This window comes from Bacillus sp. 5w2 (genome assembly GCF_054353775.1).
The window spans coordinates 136,792-153,941 of sequence record NZ_JBTIWT010000003.1 but is presented as its reverse complement, the minus strand read 5'-3'; the positions used below and the strand labels follow the sequence as shown (position 1 = coordinate 153,941).

General features: G+C 37.5%; 13 protein-coding genes and 1 pseudogene. All 14 read left to right on the top strand.

Going from position 1 to position 17,150, the window contains the following annotated elements:
- The first annotated feature begins 2 nt into the window (after window positions 1-2).
- The 14 genes and pseudogenes from hslU (at window position 3) to ltrA (ending at window position 17,147) form a co-directional block, all read left to right on the top strand.
- A complete protein-coding gene (hslU, locus tag ACXY7N_RS08145) occupies window positions 3-1,394 on the top strand; it encodes an ATP-dependent protease ATPase subunit HslU (protein ID WP_016086607.1) in 1,392 nt (463 codons plus the stop codon).
- Window positions 1,395-1,471: 77 nt separating this feature from the next.
- The gene (gene codY, locus ACXY7N_RS08140) at window positions 1,472-2,251 is read left to right on the top strand and encodes a GTP-sensing pleiotropic transcriptional regulator CodY (RefSeq protein ID WP_000421290.1); all 780 of its coding nucleotides are present in this window, start codon (window positions 1,472-1,474) and stop codon (window positions 2,249-2,251) included.
- A 352-nt stretch (window positions 2,252-2,603) separates the two neighbouring features.
- Window positions 2,604-3,305, top strand: coding sequence for a 30S ribosomal protein S2 (gene rpsB, locus ACXY7N_RS08135; protein ID WP_000111485.1), 702 nt, complete (start codon window positions 2,604-2,606; stop codon window positions 3,303-3,305).
- Window positions 3,306-3,409: 104 nt separating this feature from the next.
- Window positions 3,410-4,297, top strand: coding sequence for a translation elongation factor Ts (gene tsf, locus ACXY7N_RS08130; RefSeq protein ID WP_001018584.1), 888 nt, complete (start codon window positions 3,410-3,412; stop codon window positions 4,295-4,297).
- 66 nt (window positions 4,298-4,363) lie between these two features.
- Window positions 4,364-5,086 carry a UMP kinase gene (gene pyrH / locus ACXY7N_RS08125; RefSeq protein WP_000042667.1) on the top strand — a complete coding sequence of 241 codons (723 nt, stop codon included), beginning with the start codon at window positions 4,364-4,366 and terminating at the stop codon, window positions 5,084-5,086.
- A gap of 2 nt (window positions 5,087-5,088) precedes the next feature.
- Complete coding sequence (frr, locus tag ACXY7N_RS08120; protein WP_000531504.1) at window positions 5,089-5,646, top strand: ribosome recycling factor; 558 nt, start codon at window positions 5,089-5,091, stop codon at window positions 5,644-5,646.
- Between the two features lie 85 nt (window positions 5,647-5,731).
- Window positions 5,732-6,508: an undecaprenyl pyrophosphate synthase gene (gene uppS / locus ACXY7N_RS08115; protein WP_000971311.1), complete on the top strand. Its 777-nt coding sequence runs from the start codon at window positions 5,732-5,734 to the stop codon at window positions 6,506-6,508.
- 17 nt (window positions 6,509-6,525) lie between these two features.
- Entirely contained in the window at window positions 6,526-7,317 is a 792-nt protein-coding gene (cdsA, locus tag ACXY7N_RS08110; protein ID WP_016086608.1) for a phosphatidate cytidylyltransferase, read from the top strand.
- A 23-nt stretch (window positions 7,318-7,340) separates the two neighbouring features.
- On the top strand, window positions 7,341-8,483 hold the full coding sequence (gene dxr, locus ACXY7N_RS08105; RefSeq protein ID WP_016086609.1) for a 1-deoxy-D-xylulose-5-phosphate reductoisomerase: 1,143 nt from the start codon (window positions 7,341-7,343) through the stop codon (window positions 8,481-8,483).
- Window positions 8,484-8,500: 17 nt separating this feature from the next.
- Window positions 8,501-9,757 carry an RIP metalloprotease RseP gene (gene rseP / locus ACXY7N_RS08100; protein WP_016086610.1) on the top strand — a complete coding sequence of 419 codons (1,257 nt, stop codon included), beginning with the start codon at window positions 8,501-8,503 and terminating at the stop codon, window positions 9,755-9,757.
- Window positions 9,758-9,866: 109 nt separating this feature from the next.
- The gene (locus tag ACXY7N_RS08095) at window positions 9,867-11,567 is read left to right on the top strand and encodes a proline--tRNA ligase (RefSeq protein WP_016086611.1); all 1,701 of its coding nucleotides are present in this window, start codon (window positions 9,867-9,869) and stop codon (window positions 11,565-11,567) included.
- Between the two features lie 124 nt (window positions 11,568-11,691).
- Window positions 11,692-14,589: pseudogene (locus tag ACXY7N_RS08090) on the top strand (PolC-type DNA polymerase III); the annotation flags it as partial.
- A gap of 354 nt (window positions 14,590-14,943) precedes the next feature.
- On the top strand, window positions 14,944-15,156 hold the full coding sequence (locus ACXY7N_RS08085) for a hypothetical protein (protein WP_223267285.1): 213 nt from the start codon (window positions 14,944-14,946) through the stop codon (window positions 15,154-15,156).
- Between the two features lie 176 nt (window positions 15,157-15,332).
- Window positions 15,333-17,147 (top strand): group II intron reverse transcriptase/maturase, encoded by a 1,815-nt coding sequence (gene ltrA / locus ACXY7N_RS08080; protein ID WP_488592374.1) that lies wholly within the window; start codon window positions 15,333-15,335, stop codon window positions 17,145-17,147.
- Window positions 17,148-17,150 lie beyond the last annotated feature (3 nt).

Genomic DNA, 17,150 nt, shown 5'->3' with positions numbered 1-17,150 from the left:
ATATGCATTTACATTTTACTCCGCGTCAAATTGTGGAAAAATTAGATCAATACATTATCGGTCAAAAAGATGCGAAGAAAGCGGTTGCTGTAGCTTTAAGAAATCGATACCGTCGAAGTAAATTAGCTGAAAATCTACGTGATGAAATTGCACCTAAAAATATTTTAATGATTGGACCGACAGGTGTTGGTAAAACAGAGGTAGCACGACGAATGGCGAAACTCGTTGGAGCACCTTTTATTAAGGTTGAAGCTACGAAATTTACAGAAGTTGGATATGTAGGTAGAGATGTAGAATCGATGGTACGTGACCTTGTGGAAGCGTCGGTCCGTATCGTAAAAGAAGAAATGGTAGTGAAAGTTCAAGACAAAGCAGAAGAACAAGCGAACCAACGTCTTGTTGAAATTTTAGTGCCGAGTCCGGAGAAACAATCTGGATTTAAAAACCCATTAGAAATGCTATTTGGCGGTGCTCAAAATTCGAATCAAACATCTGATGCACAGGAAGATGTTGAAATCGAAAAGAAACGTCAAGATGTAGAAAGAAAGCTTGCTGCAGGACTTCTTGAAGATGAAATTGTATCGATTGAAGTGACTGAGCAACAGTCTTCCATGTTTGATATGTTACAAGGAACTGGCATGGAACAAATGGGAATGAATTTCCAAGATGCATTAGGAAGTTTTATGCCGAAAAAAACAAAAAAACGTAAACTTTCTGTGAAAGAAGCAAGAAAACTCTTGACAAATGAGGAAGCACAGCGCTTAATTGATATGGATGAAGTTACACAAGAGGCTGTTTATCGTGCTGAACAGCTCGGGATTATTTTTATCGATGAAATTGACAAAATTGCTGGTAAGCAGTCGAATAGCGTAGATGTATCACGTGAAGGTGTGCAACGTGACATTTTACCAATTGTAGAAGGATCGAATGTTGCGACAAAATACGGATCAGTAAAAACGGATTATATTTTATTCGTTGCAGCTGGAGCGTTTCATATGTCTAAACCGTCAGATTTAATTCCGGAACTGCAAGGGAGATTTCCGATTCGAGTAGAATTAACAAAATTATCGACAGATGATTTTGTTAAAATATTAATCGAGCCTGACAATGCGTTAATTAAACAATATATGGCTTTATTAGCGACTGAAGGTATAGAAATTGAATTTTCAGACGAAGCTATTCGTAGGATTGCTGAGATTGCTTATCAAGTTAATCAGGATACAGATAATATTGGAGCAAGAAGACTTCATACGATTATGGAGAAGCTCCTTGAAGATTTATCGTTTGAGGCATCTGAAATTACGTTAGAGAAAATAACGATAACACCTCAATACGTTGAGGAGAAATTAGCAACGATTGCTAAAAATAAAGATGTGAGCCAGTTTATTTTGTAATTGTGTCATCAGGTGACTCGCCCTAGTTTCCAAGTGATGAAAAAATATGTGAGTAACATGTAGGAGGAACTTTTGAAATGGAATTATTAGCAAAAACAAGAAAATTAAATGCGTTATTACAGAGCGCAGCAGGAAAGCCTGTAAACTTTAGAGAAATGTCTGACACAATGTGTGAAGTAATCGAAGCGAACGTATTCGTAGTAAGCCGTCGTGGTAAATTACTAGGTTATGCAATTCACCAACAAATTGAGAATGAGCGTATGAAACAAATGCTTGCAGAGCGTCAATTCCCGGAAGAATACACACAAAGCTTATTCAACATTACAGAAACATCTTCTAACTTAGATGTAAACAGTGCTTACACAGCATTCCCAGTAGAAAATAGAGAATTATTCGGTCAAGGTTTAACTACAATCGTACCAATCGTTGGTGGCGGTGAGCGTCTAGGTACATTAGTGTTAGCTCGTCTTGGTCAAGAGTTCTTAGATGATGATTTAATCCTTGCTGAATACAGTTCAACTGTAGTAGGTATGGAAATCTTACGTGAAAAAGCGGAAGAAATCGAAGAGGAAGCACGTAGTAAAGCTGTTGTTCAAATGGCGATCAGCTCATTATCTTACAGTGAGTTAGAAGCAATTGAGCATATCTTCGAAGAATTAAATGGAACAGAAGGTTTACTTGTTGCAAGTAAAATTGCTGATCGCGTAGGAATTACTCGTTCTGTAATCGTAAATGCACTACGTAAATTAGAAAGTGCTGGTGTTATTGAATCTCGCTCTTTAGGTATGAAAGGAACATACATTAAAGTGCTAAACGACAAGTTTCTACAGGAACTTGCTAAATTAAAAACAAACTAATTTATATAAAAACTCTCCTCGGTTGAGGAGAGTTTTTTGTTTTTTTAAGAGAATGATTTTGCTTACGTAAGGCGTCGTGACAACGTTCATTAGAAAACTATTAATTAACCTTCACCGCCTTGCTTAAAGGAAGTGAAGGTTGGGAATACTAGAATTCGAGCGTGAAAAAAAGAAAGTTTTACATTGTTCGCATTTTCGACTTGATTGTAATATTTCAGTATGATATAGTAAGCAGTGGTGTCAGTACAAAGTACACACGTTTACTGATTTAAGTGTTGGTGCTACGTTTGTAGTTTCGCTTAGAGATGAAGTAAACGGAGGATATCAAAAACCATTTAGGAGGAACTAAATTATGTCAGTAATTTCTATGAAGCAATTGCTTGAAGCTGGTGTTCATTTCGGACATCAAACTCGTCGTTGGAACCCAAAAATGAAGCGTTACATTTTCACAGAGCGTAACGGTATCTACATCATCGACTTACAAAAAACTGTGAAAAAAGTTGAGGAAGCTTACAGAACGATGCGTGACATCGCTGCTGAAGGTGGAGACATCTTATTCGTAGGTACTAAAAAACAAGCACAAGAAGCTATTAAAGAAGAAGCAACTCGTGCTGGTATGTACTTCGTTAACCAACGTTGGTTAGGTGGAACTTTAACAAACTTCCAAACAATCCAAAAGCGTATCAAGCGTCTTAAAGACATCGAAAGAATGCAAGAAGATGGTACTTTCGAAGTACTACCTAAGAAAGAAGTTGTTCAACTTAAAAAAGAGTTAGAGCGTCTTGAGAAATTCTTAGGCGGTATTAAAGATATGAAAGGTCTTCCAAGTGCATTATTCGTAGTAGACCCTCGTAAAGAGCGTATTGCAGTTGCTGAAGCGCGCAAATTACACATTCCAATCATCGGTATCGTTGATACAAACTGTGATCCAGACGAAATCGATCACGTTATCCCAGCAAACGATGATGCAATTCGTGCTGTAAAACTTCTTACATCTAAAATGGCAGACGCGATCCTTGAAGCAAAACAAGGTGAAGAAACTGTTACTGCGTAACAAATTTGGAAAGGTGATAAGGGGTTCGGCCTTTTATCACCTTTTTTAAGGTATAAACACCTTTTTAAAAAGGTATAAATACATATTTTAGGAGGATGAAAAATATGGCAATCACTGCACAAATGGTAAAAGAACTTCGTGAAAAAACAGGCGCAGGTATGATGGACTGCAAAAAAGCTTTAACTGAAACTAATGGCGACATGGAGAAAGCAATTGACTTCTTACGTGAAAAAGGTATTGCAAAAGCTGCTAAAAAAGCAGACCGCATCGCTGCTGAAGGTTTAACTTTCATCGAAACAAACGGTAACGAAGGTTTAATCTTAGAATTAAACTCTGAAACTGATTTCGTTGCGAAAAACGAAGGTTTCCAAGCGTTAATTAAAGAATTAGCTGCTCACTTATTAGCTAACAAACCAGCTAACATTGAAGAAGCTATGGCTCAAACAATCGAAGGCGGCAAAACAGTAGAAGAGCACATCAACGAAGCAATCGCTAAAATTGGTGAAAAACTTACACTTCGTCGTTTCGAAATCGTATCAAAAACTGATGCAGATGCATTCGGCGCTTACCTACACATGGGTGGACGTATTGGTGTATTAACAGTTCTTGAAGGTTCTACTGATGAAGCTGCTGCTAAAGATGTTGCAATGCACATCGCTGCAGTTAACCCTAAATACATCGACCGCGATGCTGTAACAGCTGAAGAAGTTGAGCATGAGCGTCAAGTATTAACACAACAAGCATTAAACGAAGGCAAGCCTGAAAAAATCGTTGCAAAAATGGTTGAAGGCCGTCTAGGCAAATTCTTCGAAGAAATTTGCTTACTTGACCAAGCATTCGTTAAAAACCCTGATATGAAAGTTCGTCAGTTCGTTGAGTCTAAAGGCGGAACATTAAAAGGATTCGTTCGCTACGCTGTTGGTGAAGGTATCGAAAAACGCGAAGACAACTTTGCTGAAGAAGTAATGAACCAAGTAAAAGGTAGCAACTAATAAAGATTAGGGAACACATTGTGTTCCCTTTTTTAAAATAAAGATGTAAGCAATTGGAGGTTCATTATGAGTAAACCGAAATATAATCGTGTCGTATTAAAGCTAAGCGGAGAAGCGTTAGCTGGCGAACAAGGATTTGGAATTAACCCATCTGTTATTAAATCAGTTGCGGAACAAGTGAAAGAAATTGCAGAACTTGATGTAGAAGTTGCTGTTGTTGTTGGTGGCGGAAACATTTGGCGTGGGAAAATCGGAAGTGAAATGGGAATGGATCGTGCTGGAGCAGATTACATGGGTATGTTAGCAACAGTTATGAACTCATTAGCTCTTCAAGATAGCCTAGAGAACATTGGAATTCAAACTCGTGTTCAAACTTCAATCGAGATGCGTCAAGTAGCAGAGCCTTACATTCGTCGTAAAGCAGTTCGTCATCTAGAGAAAAAACGTGTTGTGATCTTTGCAGCAGGTACAGGTAACCCATATTTCTCTACAGATACAACGGCAGCACTTCGTGCAGCGGAAATCGAAGCAGACGTTATCTTAATGGCGAAAAACAATGTAGATGGCGTATATAATGCAGATCCATCTCTTGACCCAACAGCTACGAAATACGAAACACTTACTTACTTAGATGTATTAAAAGAAGGTTTAGGTGTAATGGATTCAACAGCTTCTTCTTTATGTATGGACAATGATATTCCATTAATTGTATTCTCGGTTATGGAAAAAGGTAATATTAAACGTGCCGTTTTAGGCGAAAATATTGGAACAGTTGTAAGGGGGAAATAAATATGGGACAACAAGTATTGAAGTCTTCAAATGAAAAAATGGAAAAAGCAGTTGCTGCTTACTCTCGTGAATTAGCAACAGTTCGTGCAGGTCGTGCAAGCTCGTCTGTATTAGATAAGGTACAAGTTGATTACTATGGTGCACCAACACCTGTTGTGCAATTAGCGAACATTACAGTTCCAGAAGCACGTTTACTTGTAATTCAACCTTATGATAAAACTTCTATCGGTGATATTGAAAAAGCAATCTTAAAAGCAGATTTAGGCTTAAATCCTTCTAATGATGGAACTGTAATTCGTATTGCATTCCCTGCATTAACAGAAGAGCGTCGTCGTGATCTTGTAAAAGTTGTGAAAAAATATGCTGAAGAAGCAAAAGTTGCTGTTCGTAACGTACGTCGTGACGGTAACGATGATCTTAAGAAGCTTGAAAAAGCTGGCGATATTACAGAAGATGATTTAAGAGGATATACTGAAGATATCCAAAAAGAAACAGATAAATATATTGCAAAAGTTGACGAAATCGCAAAAAACAAAGAAAAAGAAATCATGGAAGTGTAATAGCGATACCTTCGCAAATATGACCCTCTTCTTAAGGGGGTCTTTTTACACTTTTAGGCATACGTCTGCTTGCTGGAGGGTATGAATGATGTTTAAAAACTTTCCTTTTTTTAAAAGTAAAAAGGTCGCATCGTTTGATCATCTCGTTGAAAAAGTGAAAAAAGGATACATCCCAGAACATATTGCTATCATTATGGATGGTAATGGAAGATGGGCAAAGAGGAGAGCGATGCCTCGTATTGCGGGACATCATGAAGGCATGCAAGTTGTAAAGAAAATCACAAAATTTGCAAGCAAACTTAATGTGAAAGTATTAACTCTTTATGCTTTTTCAACTGAGAACTGGAAAAGACCGAAAAAGGAAGTTGACTATTTAATGAGGCTTCCAGAAGAATTTCTAGGTACATTTTTACCAGAATTGATTGAAGAGAACGTTCAAGTTCGAGTAATAGGACAACAAGATCGTCTTCCTACGCATACACGCAGAGCGATGGAAAAGGCCATGGAAGATACGAAAGAGAATACGGGATTAATTCTTAATTTCGCGTTAAACTATGGAAGTCGAGATGAAATCGTTTCTGCTGTGCAACATATGGTGAAAGATAGTGAGGAAGGAAAAATTCGTGTTGAAGATGTAAGTGAAGAAATGCTTTCTTCCTATTTAATGACGAGTTCTTTACCTGACCCAGAGTTGTTAATCCGTACGAGCGGAGAGCTACGGATTAGTAATTTCATGTTATGGCAAATTGCATATTCGGAATTTTGGTTTACAGATGTGTATTGGCCAGATTTTACCGAGGAACATTTGCTAAATGCAATTACAGACTTTCAGCATAGAGGGCGCAGATTCGGAGGCGTGTAGAAAGAGAGGGTTTGGTAGTGAAACAGAGAATTATTACTGGAGTGGTTGCTGCCGCGCTATTCATTCCCATCGTAATTTACGGTGGCGTGCCTTTTACGGTTTTAGTGTATGCACTTGCTTCTATAGGTTTATATGAATTAATTCGTATGAATAAGCTTACGCTTATTTCAGTACCAACAGTTTTAGCTGCAGTATTATTATGGATTATTTTAATTCCAAGCAGTGCATCAGAACTGTTTACGCAGATTGGATTAGGTAAATTAGAAATCACATTTGTGATTGTTTTATTACTTTTATCATATACAGTCCTTTCTAAGAATACATTTACTTTTGACAATGCTTCATTTTTACTAATGGCAACAACATATGTTGGAATGGGATTCCTATATTTGAATGAAACGAGAATATTAGGAATTAAATATGTGTTTTGTGCATTATTTGTTATATGGGCTACTGATTCAGGCGCATATTTCGTAGGAAAGGCATTAGGAAAGAGGAAATTGTGGCCAGAAATTAGTCCAAATAAAACGATTGAAGGTTCATTAGGCGGCATCGTTTGTGGAATTGTTGTGGCACTCGTTTACAATATGTTCTTCCCAGTTGAGGCTAATGTAGGGATTTTAATTGTGTTGACAATTATCATTTCTATTTTTGGACAAATTGGTGATTTAGTACAGTCTGCATTTAAACGTCATTATGGCGTAAAGGATTCAGGTACAATTTTACCTGGACATGGTGGTATATTAGATCGAACAGATAGTTGGTTATTCGTTTTACCAATTCTCTACTTCTTATTACAATACAATTAATAAATGAACGAGGGGTTGGAGTCATGAAAAACATTAGTTTATTAGGTGCAAGCGGATCAATTGGTACACAAACTTTAGATGTATTACGCTCGCACCCAGACCAATTCCGTCTCGTTGCTTTTTCTGTAGGGAAAAATATTGACTACGCAGTAAAGGTAATTCAAGAATTTTCTCCGCAAATCGTCTCTGTGCAAAGAGAGGAAGATGTTTTAAAATTACAAGCTGTCTCTGGTAATACAAAAATTGTATATGGTAGTGAAGGGCTCTTAGAAGTAGCATTACATCCAGATGCGGAGATTGTAGTAAATGCTGTTGTAGGTAGCGTAGGGTTGTTACCAACACTTCGTGCAATTGAGGCGAAAAAAACAATTGGAATTGCAAACAAAGAAACGTTAGTAACTGCAGGGCATCTTGTAATGGAAGCGGCACGAAAACATAATGTTTCGTTACTTCCAGTAGATAGTGAACATTCAGCTATTTTTCAATGTTTGAATGGTGAAAATGAAAAAAGAATTTCTCGACTAATTATTACGGCTTCTGGTGGAAGTTTCCGTGATAAAACGAGAGATGAATTGCATCATGTGACCGTAGAAGATGCGCTTAGACATCCAAACTGGTCAATGGGTTCGAAAATTACAATTGATTCTGCTACAATGATGAATAAGGGACTAGAAGTAATTGAAGCACATTGGCTTTTTGGTATCCCTTATGAGCAAATCGATGTTGTTTTACATAAAGAAAGTATTATCCATTCTATGGTTGAATTTGAAGATCGTAGTGTAATGGCACAGCTTGGCTCACCTGATATGCGAGTACCAATTCAATACGCACTTACATATCCTGATCGATTACCTCTTTCAGACACAAAGCAGTTGAATTTATGGGAAATGGGTACATTGCATTTTGAGAAAATGAACCAAGAACGTTTCCGTTGCTTGCGTTTTGCGTATGAAGCTGGAAAAGCAGGTGGAAGTATGCCAGCTGTAATGAATGCAGCGAATGAAGTAGCTGTTGAAGCTTTTTTACAAAAGAGAATTGGTTTCTTAACAGTGGAAGACCTCATTGAAAAAGCAATGAACCATCACAATGTCATTGCACGTCCGAGCTTAGAGGAAATTCTGGAAATTGATGCAGCCACAAGACGGTTTGTGATGGAACAAATTTAGCAAAGGTGGTTATGGAATTGAATACAGCGATTGCCTTTATATTAATTTTCGGTGCACTCGTATTTTTCCATGAGCTAGGGCATCTATATTTCGCAAAAAGAGCAGGTATTTTATGCCGTGAGTTTGCGATTGGTTTTGGTCCGAAAATATTCTCATTTGAAAAGAATGAAACGGTGTATACGATTCGATTACTGCCTCTTGGTGGCTATGTAAGAATGGCTGGCGAGGATGCAGATACAGTTGAATTAAAGCCTGGGAAAAAGGTTGGCCTCGTATTAAATGAAAAAGACGAAGTTGCGAAATTAGTTTTTGATGGATATGAAAAGTATCCAAATGTTCGCGTTATTGAAGTGGAACAAGCTGATTTAGAGCATAATCTAACAATTTCGGGCTATGAAGAGTACGAGGAAGAGCTTCAAACATTCCGAGTGAATGAAAAGGCTCGTATTATTACTGCTGGTGAAGAAATTCAAATTGCTCCGTATAATAGGCAGTTTGGCTCTAAGAAATTGGGACAACGTGCTTTAACAATCTTTGCAGGTCCTGCAATGAATTTCATTTTAGCATTTGTTATTTTTGTGATTCTTGGATTTGTACAAGGTGTTCCTGTTGACAAGCCAATGGTCGGAAAAGTGATGGAGAATAGTGCAGCTGAGCAAGCTGGATTAAAAGAAAATGATGCAATTCAAGCGATCGATGGGAAAAACACCAGTACATGGAAAGATGTTGTTACCATTGTACGTGAAAACCCAAATAAAGAAATTACGTTACAAGTAAAGCGTGATAATGAACAGTTTAATGTAAAAGTAACGCCGACGCTCGATAAAGAAGGAAAAGACGAAGTAGGTAGAATTGGTGTTTACTCTCCTGTAGAGAAAACAGTGATGGGTTCTATTAAATCAGGTTTTGAACAAACATACCAATGGACGAAACTAATTTTTGAGTCTCTTGTGAAATTAGTAACTGGTCAATTCTCTATTAATGAGTTGTCAGGTCCAGTAGGAATTTATAATCTAACAGATCAAGTTGTAGATTATGGATTTACGCGTGTATTAAGTTTAGCGGCAGTGTTAAGTATTAACCTTGGTTTATTTAATTTACTACCAGTCCCTGCTTTAGACGGTGGACGTTTGTTCTTCTTCTTAATTGAAGCGTTACGCGGGAAACCGATTGACCGTCAAAAAGAAGGAATGGTTCACTTTATTGGTTTTGCATTATTAATGTTACTTATGTTAGTTGTAACTTGGAATGACATTCGTAAGTTTTTCTTGTAAAATAAAGTGAAACTTATAATGAAATAGAGCTCGTAGAATAAAATCCCTCACCTAACTCGAGGTGAGGGGTTTTACTGCGTGTAAGAGTAAAATGAAGAGGTGCGAATAAATGAAACAAAGTATGGTATTCAGTCCTACATTACGTGAAGTTCCAGCTGATGCGGAGATTAAGAGTCATCAGTTATTACTTCGTGCAGGTTTTATGCGTCAAAATGCTTCTGGTATTTATAGTTTTCTACCATTTGGATTAAAAGTACTACACAAAGTAGAACGTATCGTTCGAGAAGAAATGGAGCGCGCAGGTGCTGTAGAATTATTAATGCCAGCGATGCAAGCTGCAGAATTATGGCAAGAATCAGGCCGTTGGTATTCTTACGGATCTGAATTAATGCGTATGAAAGATCGTAATGCTCGTGAATTCGCATTAGGAGCGACACATGAAGAAGTAATTACGGATCTTGTACGTGATGAAGTGAAATCGTATAAAAAATTACCGTTAACATTATACCAAATTCAAACAAAATTCCGTGATGAACAAAGACCTCGTTTTGGTTTATTACGTGGAAGAGAGTTTCTAATGAAAGATGCATACTCTTTCCATGCTACACAAGAGAGCTTAGATGAAGTGTACGATCGCTTATACAAAGCATACTCTAACATTTTTGCTCGTTGTGGCTTGAATTTCCGTGCAGTTATTGCTGACTCTGGAGCGATGGGCGGAAAAGATACGCATGAATTTATGGTATTATCTGAAGTTGGTGAAGATACAATTGCATACTCTGATACATCTGATTATGCAGCGAACATCGAAATGGCTCCTGTTGTAGCTACGTATACGAAGAGTGACGAAGCAGAAAAAGCACTTGAAAAGGTAGCAACACCAGACCAAAAAGCAATTGAAGAAGTATCTGCATTCTTAAACATTGAAGCTGACAAGTGTATTAAGTCTATGGTATTTAAAGTAGATGAGAAATTAGTAGTTGTACTTGTTCGTGGTGATCATGAAGTAAACGATGTAAAAGTGAAAAATGTATACGGCGCTTCAGTTGTTGAGCTTGCTTCTCATGAAGAAGTGAAAGAATTATTAAATTGTGAAGTTGGTTCATTAGGACCGATTGGTGTAACAGGTGACATCGAAATTATCGCTGACCATGCTGTAGCATCAATTGTCAACGGATGTTCAGGAGCAAACGAAGAAGGATTCCATTATGTAAATGTAAATCCAGAACGTGACTTTAAAGTGAGTCAATATACAGATTTACGCTTCATTCAAGAAGGAGACCAATCTCCAGATGGAAACGGAACAATTCTTTTCGCACGCGGAATTGAAGTTGGTCATGTATTCAAATTAGGAACTCGTTATAGTGAAGCAATGAACGCAACATTCCTAGATGAAAACGGAAAAACACAACCACTTATTATGGGTTGTTACGGTATCGGTGTGTCTCGTACAGTGGCAGCAATCGCAGAGCAGTTTAATGATGAGAACGGTTTAGTTTGGCCAAAAGCTGTTGCACCGTTCCATGTACATGTAATTCCAGTAAATATGAAATCTGATGCACAACGTGAAATGGGTGAGAGCATCTACAACTCATTACAAGAGCAAGGATATGAAGTATTACTAGATGATCGTGCAGAACGTGCGGGTGTTAAATTTGCAGATGCAGATTTATTCGGCCTTCCAGTTCGCGTGACAGTTGGTAAAAAAGCAGACGAAGGTATTGTAGAAGTGAAAGTACGTGCTACAGGCGAGTCTGAAGAAGTGAAAGTAGAAGAACTTCAAACATATATTGCAAATATTTTAAAATAAGAAGAGGTACCTCGTAATGAGGTACCTTCTCTTTCTTTGTAAACGTATTTTGTAAAAGAAGAAGGGAGAAATCTTTCTTTGTAGTACGTTTCACTTTATAATAGCAAATGGAAGGAGAGTGCTTATGTCTTTAACAAATGAACAACAAGAGCGATTTCAAATTTTACTCCAGCAGTTGCAAATACCAGATGACCTTATAAATCAATATTTACAAGGCGGTGGTATTGAAAGGCTCGTTATTGATAAAGCGAATAAAAGTTGGCATTTTGATTTACAAGTGCCACGTATTTTGCCTACAGAAGTATATGAATTGCTAGAAACAAAGCTTAAGCAATCATTTTCTCATATTGCAAGAACAACATTTGCATTAGAAACAGAGAATAAACAATTTACAGAAGAAGAGGTAAGAGCGTATTGGCCGCTTTGTACGGAACGAATTACATTTTCACCTATGTTTGCTTACTTAAAGAAGCAGCTTCCGCAGGTGAATGGCGTGAAGTTGCTAATAAATGTGAATAATGAGCTGGAATCTACTGCTTTAAAGAAAAACGTTGCGAAACCAGTAGGTGATCAATATGAAACTTTTGGATTCCCGCGTTTTCAGTTAGACACACATATACAGCAAAATACAGAAGAAATGCAAAAGTTTCGTGAGCAAACGCAGCAAGAAGACCGCGAGCGTGTTATACAAGCTATGGAAGAAATGGCGAAGAAGCAAGCTGAAGAAAGCAGCGTTGTGCATGAAGGGCCGATCACACTCGGGTATCTTATTAAGCCAGATGAAGAGATTACACCGATGCGAGAAATTCAAGATGAAGAAAGAAGAAAAACGGTTCAAGGATATGTCTTCCATGTGGAAACAAAAGAGCTTCGTAGTGGACGTACGTTATTAACTTTAAAAATAACGGATTATACAGATTCTATTATGATCAAAATGTTCTCACGTGATAAAGAAGATATTCCAATGCTACAATCCTTGAAAAAAGGAATGTGGGTGAAGGCTCGTGGTTCTGTCCAAAATGATACATTTGTTCGAGATTTAGTAATGATTGCAAATGACATTAATGAAATAACAGGACCGTCTCGTAAAGATAAAGCGCCAGAAGGCGAAAAACGTGTAGAGCTTCACCTTCATACGCCAATGAGCCAAATGGATGCTGTTACTCCTGTTTCTAGACTTGTTGCCCAAGCAGGTAAATGGGGACATGAGGCTATTGCGGTTACAGACCATGCTGTGGCTCAGTCGTTCCCGGAAGCATATTCTGCGGGGAAAAAGGCTGGAGTTAAAGTTATATACGGTGTAGAAGCGAATTTAGTTAATGACGGTGTACCAATAGCGTATAACGAAGCGCATCGTTTACTTGCAGAGGAAACGTATGTTGTCTTTGACGTTGAGACGACAGGGTTATCAGCTGTATACGATACAGTCATTGAGTTGGCTGCTGTAAAAGTAAAAGGTGGCGAAATTATTGATCGCTTCGAATCGTTCGCAAATCCGCATCAACCATTATCGGCGACGATTATTGAATTAACAGGTATTACAGATGATATGTTAACGGATGCGCCAGAAGTGGACGAAGTGTTTAAAAAGTTTGAGGAATGGATGGGCGACCATACACTTGTTGCTCATAACGCAAGCTTCGATATGGGCTTTATTAACGTAGGTTTTAAAAAGGCTGGACTAGAAAAAACGAATAACCCAGTTATTGATACGTTAGAACTTGCAAGATTCTTATTCCCGGAAATGAAAAACCATCGATTGAATACGATGTGTAAAAAGCTTGATATTGAATTAACGCAACATCACCGTGCGATTTATGATACAGAAGCAACAGGATACTTACTTGTGAAAATGTTAAAAGATGTGATTGAAAAGGGATTTGAATATCACGATCAATTAAATGATAGTATGGGGCAAGGGGATGCGTATAAGCGTGGACGTCCAAGTCATATGACGTTACTTGCCACATCAGATGTAGGATTGAAAAATTTATATAAACTTGTTTCCTATTCTCACCTAAATTACTTTTACCGTGTACCACGTGTACCAAGGTCACTATTAAAAAAATACCGTGAAGGGATTTTAGTAGGAACGGCTTGCGATAAAGGTGAAGTGTTTGAGGCAATGATGCAAAAAGCTCCTGAAGAGGTAGAAGAAATTGCGCAGTTCTATGATTACATTGAAGTAATGCCTCCAGAGGTGTTACGTCATTTAGTAGAGCGTGAACTTGTTCGAGATGAGGGGCAATTAAAAACAATTATTTCTAATTTAGTAAAACTAGGTGAGACGTTAGATAAACCAGTTGTTGCTACAGGAAACGTGCATTATTTAGACCCAGAGGATGCGATGTATCGCAAAATTTTAGTCAGTTCGCAAGGCGGAGCCAATCCGTTAAACCGACATTCATTACCGCCTGTACATTTCCGTACAACGGATGAAATGTTAGAGTGTTTTTCATTCTTAGGTGAAGACACAGCGAAAGAAATTGTTGTCACGAATACACAAAAGGTTGCATCGTTAATTGGTGACGTTCATCCAGTAAAAGATGATCTATATACACCGAAAATTGAAGGTGCAGATGATGAAACGCGTGACATGAGTTATAAAATGGCGCGTAGCATTTATGGTGAAGAGTTACCTGAAATTGTAGAAGCACGTTTAGAAAAAGAGTTAAAAAGTATTATTGGGCATGGATTCGCCGTAATTTATTTAATTTCACATAAGCTTGTGAAAAAATCGTTAGTAGACGGATATCTAGTAGGTTCGCGTGGATCGGTAGGTTCATCATTCGTTGCGACGATGATGGAAATTACAGAAGTAAATCCATTACCACCGCATTATGTATGTCCGAATTGTAAGCAATCAGAATTCTTTAATGACGGTTCGGTAGGTTCTGGTTTCGACTTACCAGATAAAGAGTGTCCGGTATGCAATATTCCATATGTAAAAGATGGACATGATATTCCGTTCGAAACGTTCCTTGGATTTAAAGGAGATAAGGTACCCGATATTGATTTGAGTGTGACACGTTCTTAACTGAAAAGGTTAAGCACTAGCATCTGCTAGTAGAACTGCTATTCCAAAGTATGGAATGATGGAGTAACGTCCTGAAACATACTCACTGAAGCTACGGCAAGCGATAGCGATATTGCAAACATCAACATCGTTTGAAGCCCGTTAAAGTAGGCTGAAGTTCATCCTAACGTAAAAGACGAGGAAAGGGAGATATAAATCTTCTGTGAATGATAGGTCTGGTGTCTATAAAATTCCTATGGTTAGAATCAGTAGAATGACTGGGACGAACCCTCGACTGACTTTTCGTGAATGTCACGTTATAGAAATATAACGGGGTCCAAAGAGGACTTCCAAGTGTGGATGAGTAAGCGTTTGGTTATGAAAATCCATACTGTGTTACAGGCACAGTCAAGCTTGGCGGAATTTAGGGGGAACCTAAGGGGATTATGTACAGATAAGAATAGTGGAACGTGTGAAGCTTTCGACATAAGAGAAGATTGCACTTCGATGACGATGGTATGTGGAAAGGCAGATGCTATAACACATTTTACGAAAGTGGCAGTAGTGCCGTAGTACCGCTTAATGAAATGCCGAAGATGACTGAATAACCAATAAGTCGGAGGATAAAAACATTTCAGAGGGAAGGGCACAAGTCGTTAACGTCGAAAACAAAACCTACAAAAGTCAGATTGGTGTATGACCAAAGAGAAACGAAAACTTCATAAGGAAGTGATTAGTTGGCTGACTTGATGATTCAAAAGTTAAGAAACAATGAATATTTTGGCTTGCAATCAATTTTTGATCATCTTTATGAAGAAAGCAAAAAGGGTCGATATTTCAAAAATATTTATGAGTTGATTATTTCTGAAGAAAATATTCGATTAGCCTTTCGTAATTTAAAAAGCAATACAGGTAGTAAAACGAAAGGTACAAATGGACACACAATAAAACATCTTAATAAAATAGATGCCGACAAGCTAATTAGATTAACGAAGAAGAGATTGGAAAACTACATGCCACATGCAGTAAGACGTGTGTTTATACCAAAGCCAAACGGAAAAATGCGACCTCTAGGGATTCCAACGATTGAAGACCGATTAATTCAGCAAATGTTCCTGCAAATTTTGGAACCGATTGTTGAAGCGAAGTTTCATCCGCAAAGCTATGGTTTTCGACCAAAACGAAGCACTCATGACGCTTTAGCTAGGTGCTATCACATGGTCAATCACAGTCATCAACATTTTGTAGTGGACATAGATATTAAAGGTTTCTTTGATAACGTTAATCATAAAAAGCTAATGAGGCAACTATGGAAAATTGGAATACAGGATAAAAAAGTTTTATACATCATCAAAAAGATGCTGAAGGCGGAAGTTACAGGTGAAGGCATTCCTGTTAAAGGGACTCCTCAAGGTGGTATTTTATCTCCATTGCTAGCCAACGTTGTATTAAATGAACTTGACTGGTGGGTATCAAACCAATGGGAAACAAAACCAACAAGAGTACCTTATAAATTAAAACGTAATAAAACGGATGCACTTAAAAAGACAAGGTTAAAACCAATGTATCTAGTAAGGTATGCAGATGATTTTAAAATCTTCACAAATTCCTACGAAAACGCTAGAAAGATTAAAATAGCGGTTGAAAAATGGCTCAAGGAAAGATTGGGGCTTGAGATAAGTGAAGAAAAAAGTAAAATCACAAACTTACGGAAAAACGGTACCGATTTTTTAGGAATTCGATTTAGAGCAGTTCAGAAGGGAAATGCTAAAACTGGTTATATTGTAAATTCTAAAATGGACCCGAAAGCAAAAGGCAAAGTATTGGGTGTCATTAGGCATCAATTAGTGAAACTAAGAAAAAGTCCTACTCCAGAAAAAGTAATGAACTTTAACTCGAACATTCTCGGTTTGCATAATTACTACAAAATTGCGACCAGAATTTCTCAAGATTTTAATGAAATAAGACATAAAGTTCATCCAAATATAAAATCATTGATGTTTAGAAACATCTTTGTTTATACAAAGGAAACGAATAATATCATTGATAAGTTTTATGGAGATTATAATTGTCCAAGGTTTAAAAGTAATGGATTACTGGTCTATCCTATTGAAGCAATTCGACATGATATACGAGGTCAAAGAGACCCTAACTTCTCTGTTTATAATAAAAAGGATAGGGCATCAATTCATAAAGAAATAAAACGTGTGTCTGTGCGGGAAATCGAAATGTTTCGTAAAGGAATATATAAAACAAAAAGTGTTCTGTATGAAAATAATCGCTTAAGTAAATATGTCGCGCAAAAAGGATGTTGTGGCATAACGGGAGAACGATTGACTCCTCATAATGCTATATGTCATCACATCAAGCCAACAGGGCAAGGTGGTAGTGATGAATGTCACAACTTGATTATTATTAATAGGAAATATCATATGTTAATTCACAATAAAGACCCTCTTGCAAATGAAGATTATAAAAAAATGCTAGGCAAATTCGATAAGAAAGCATTAAGTAAATTAAATAAGCTGAGAACGGAAGTAGGAAATCCAAAACTCAGCTTATAAATT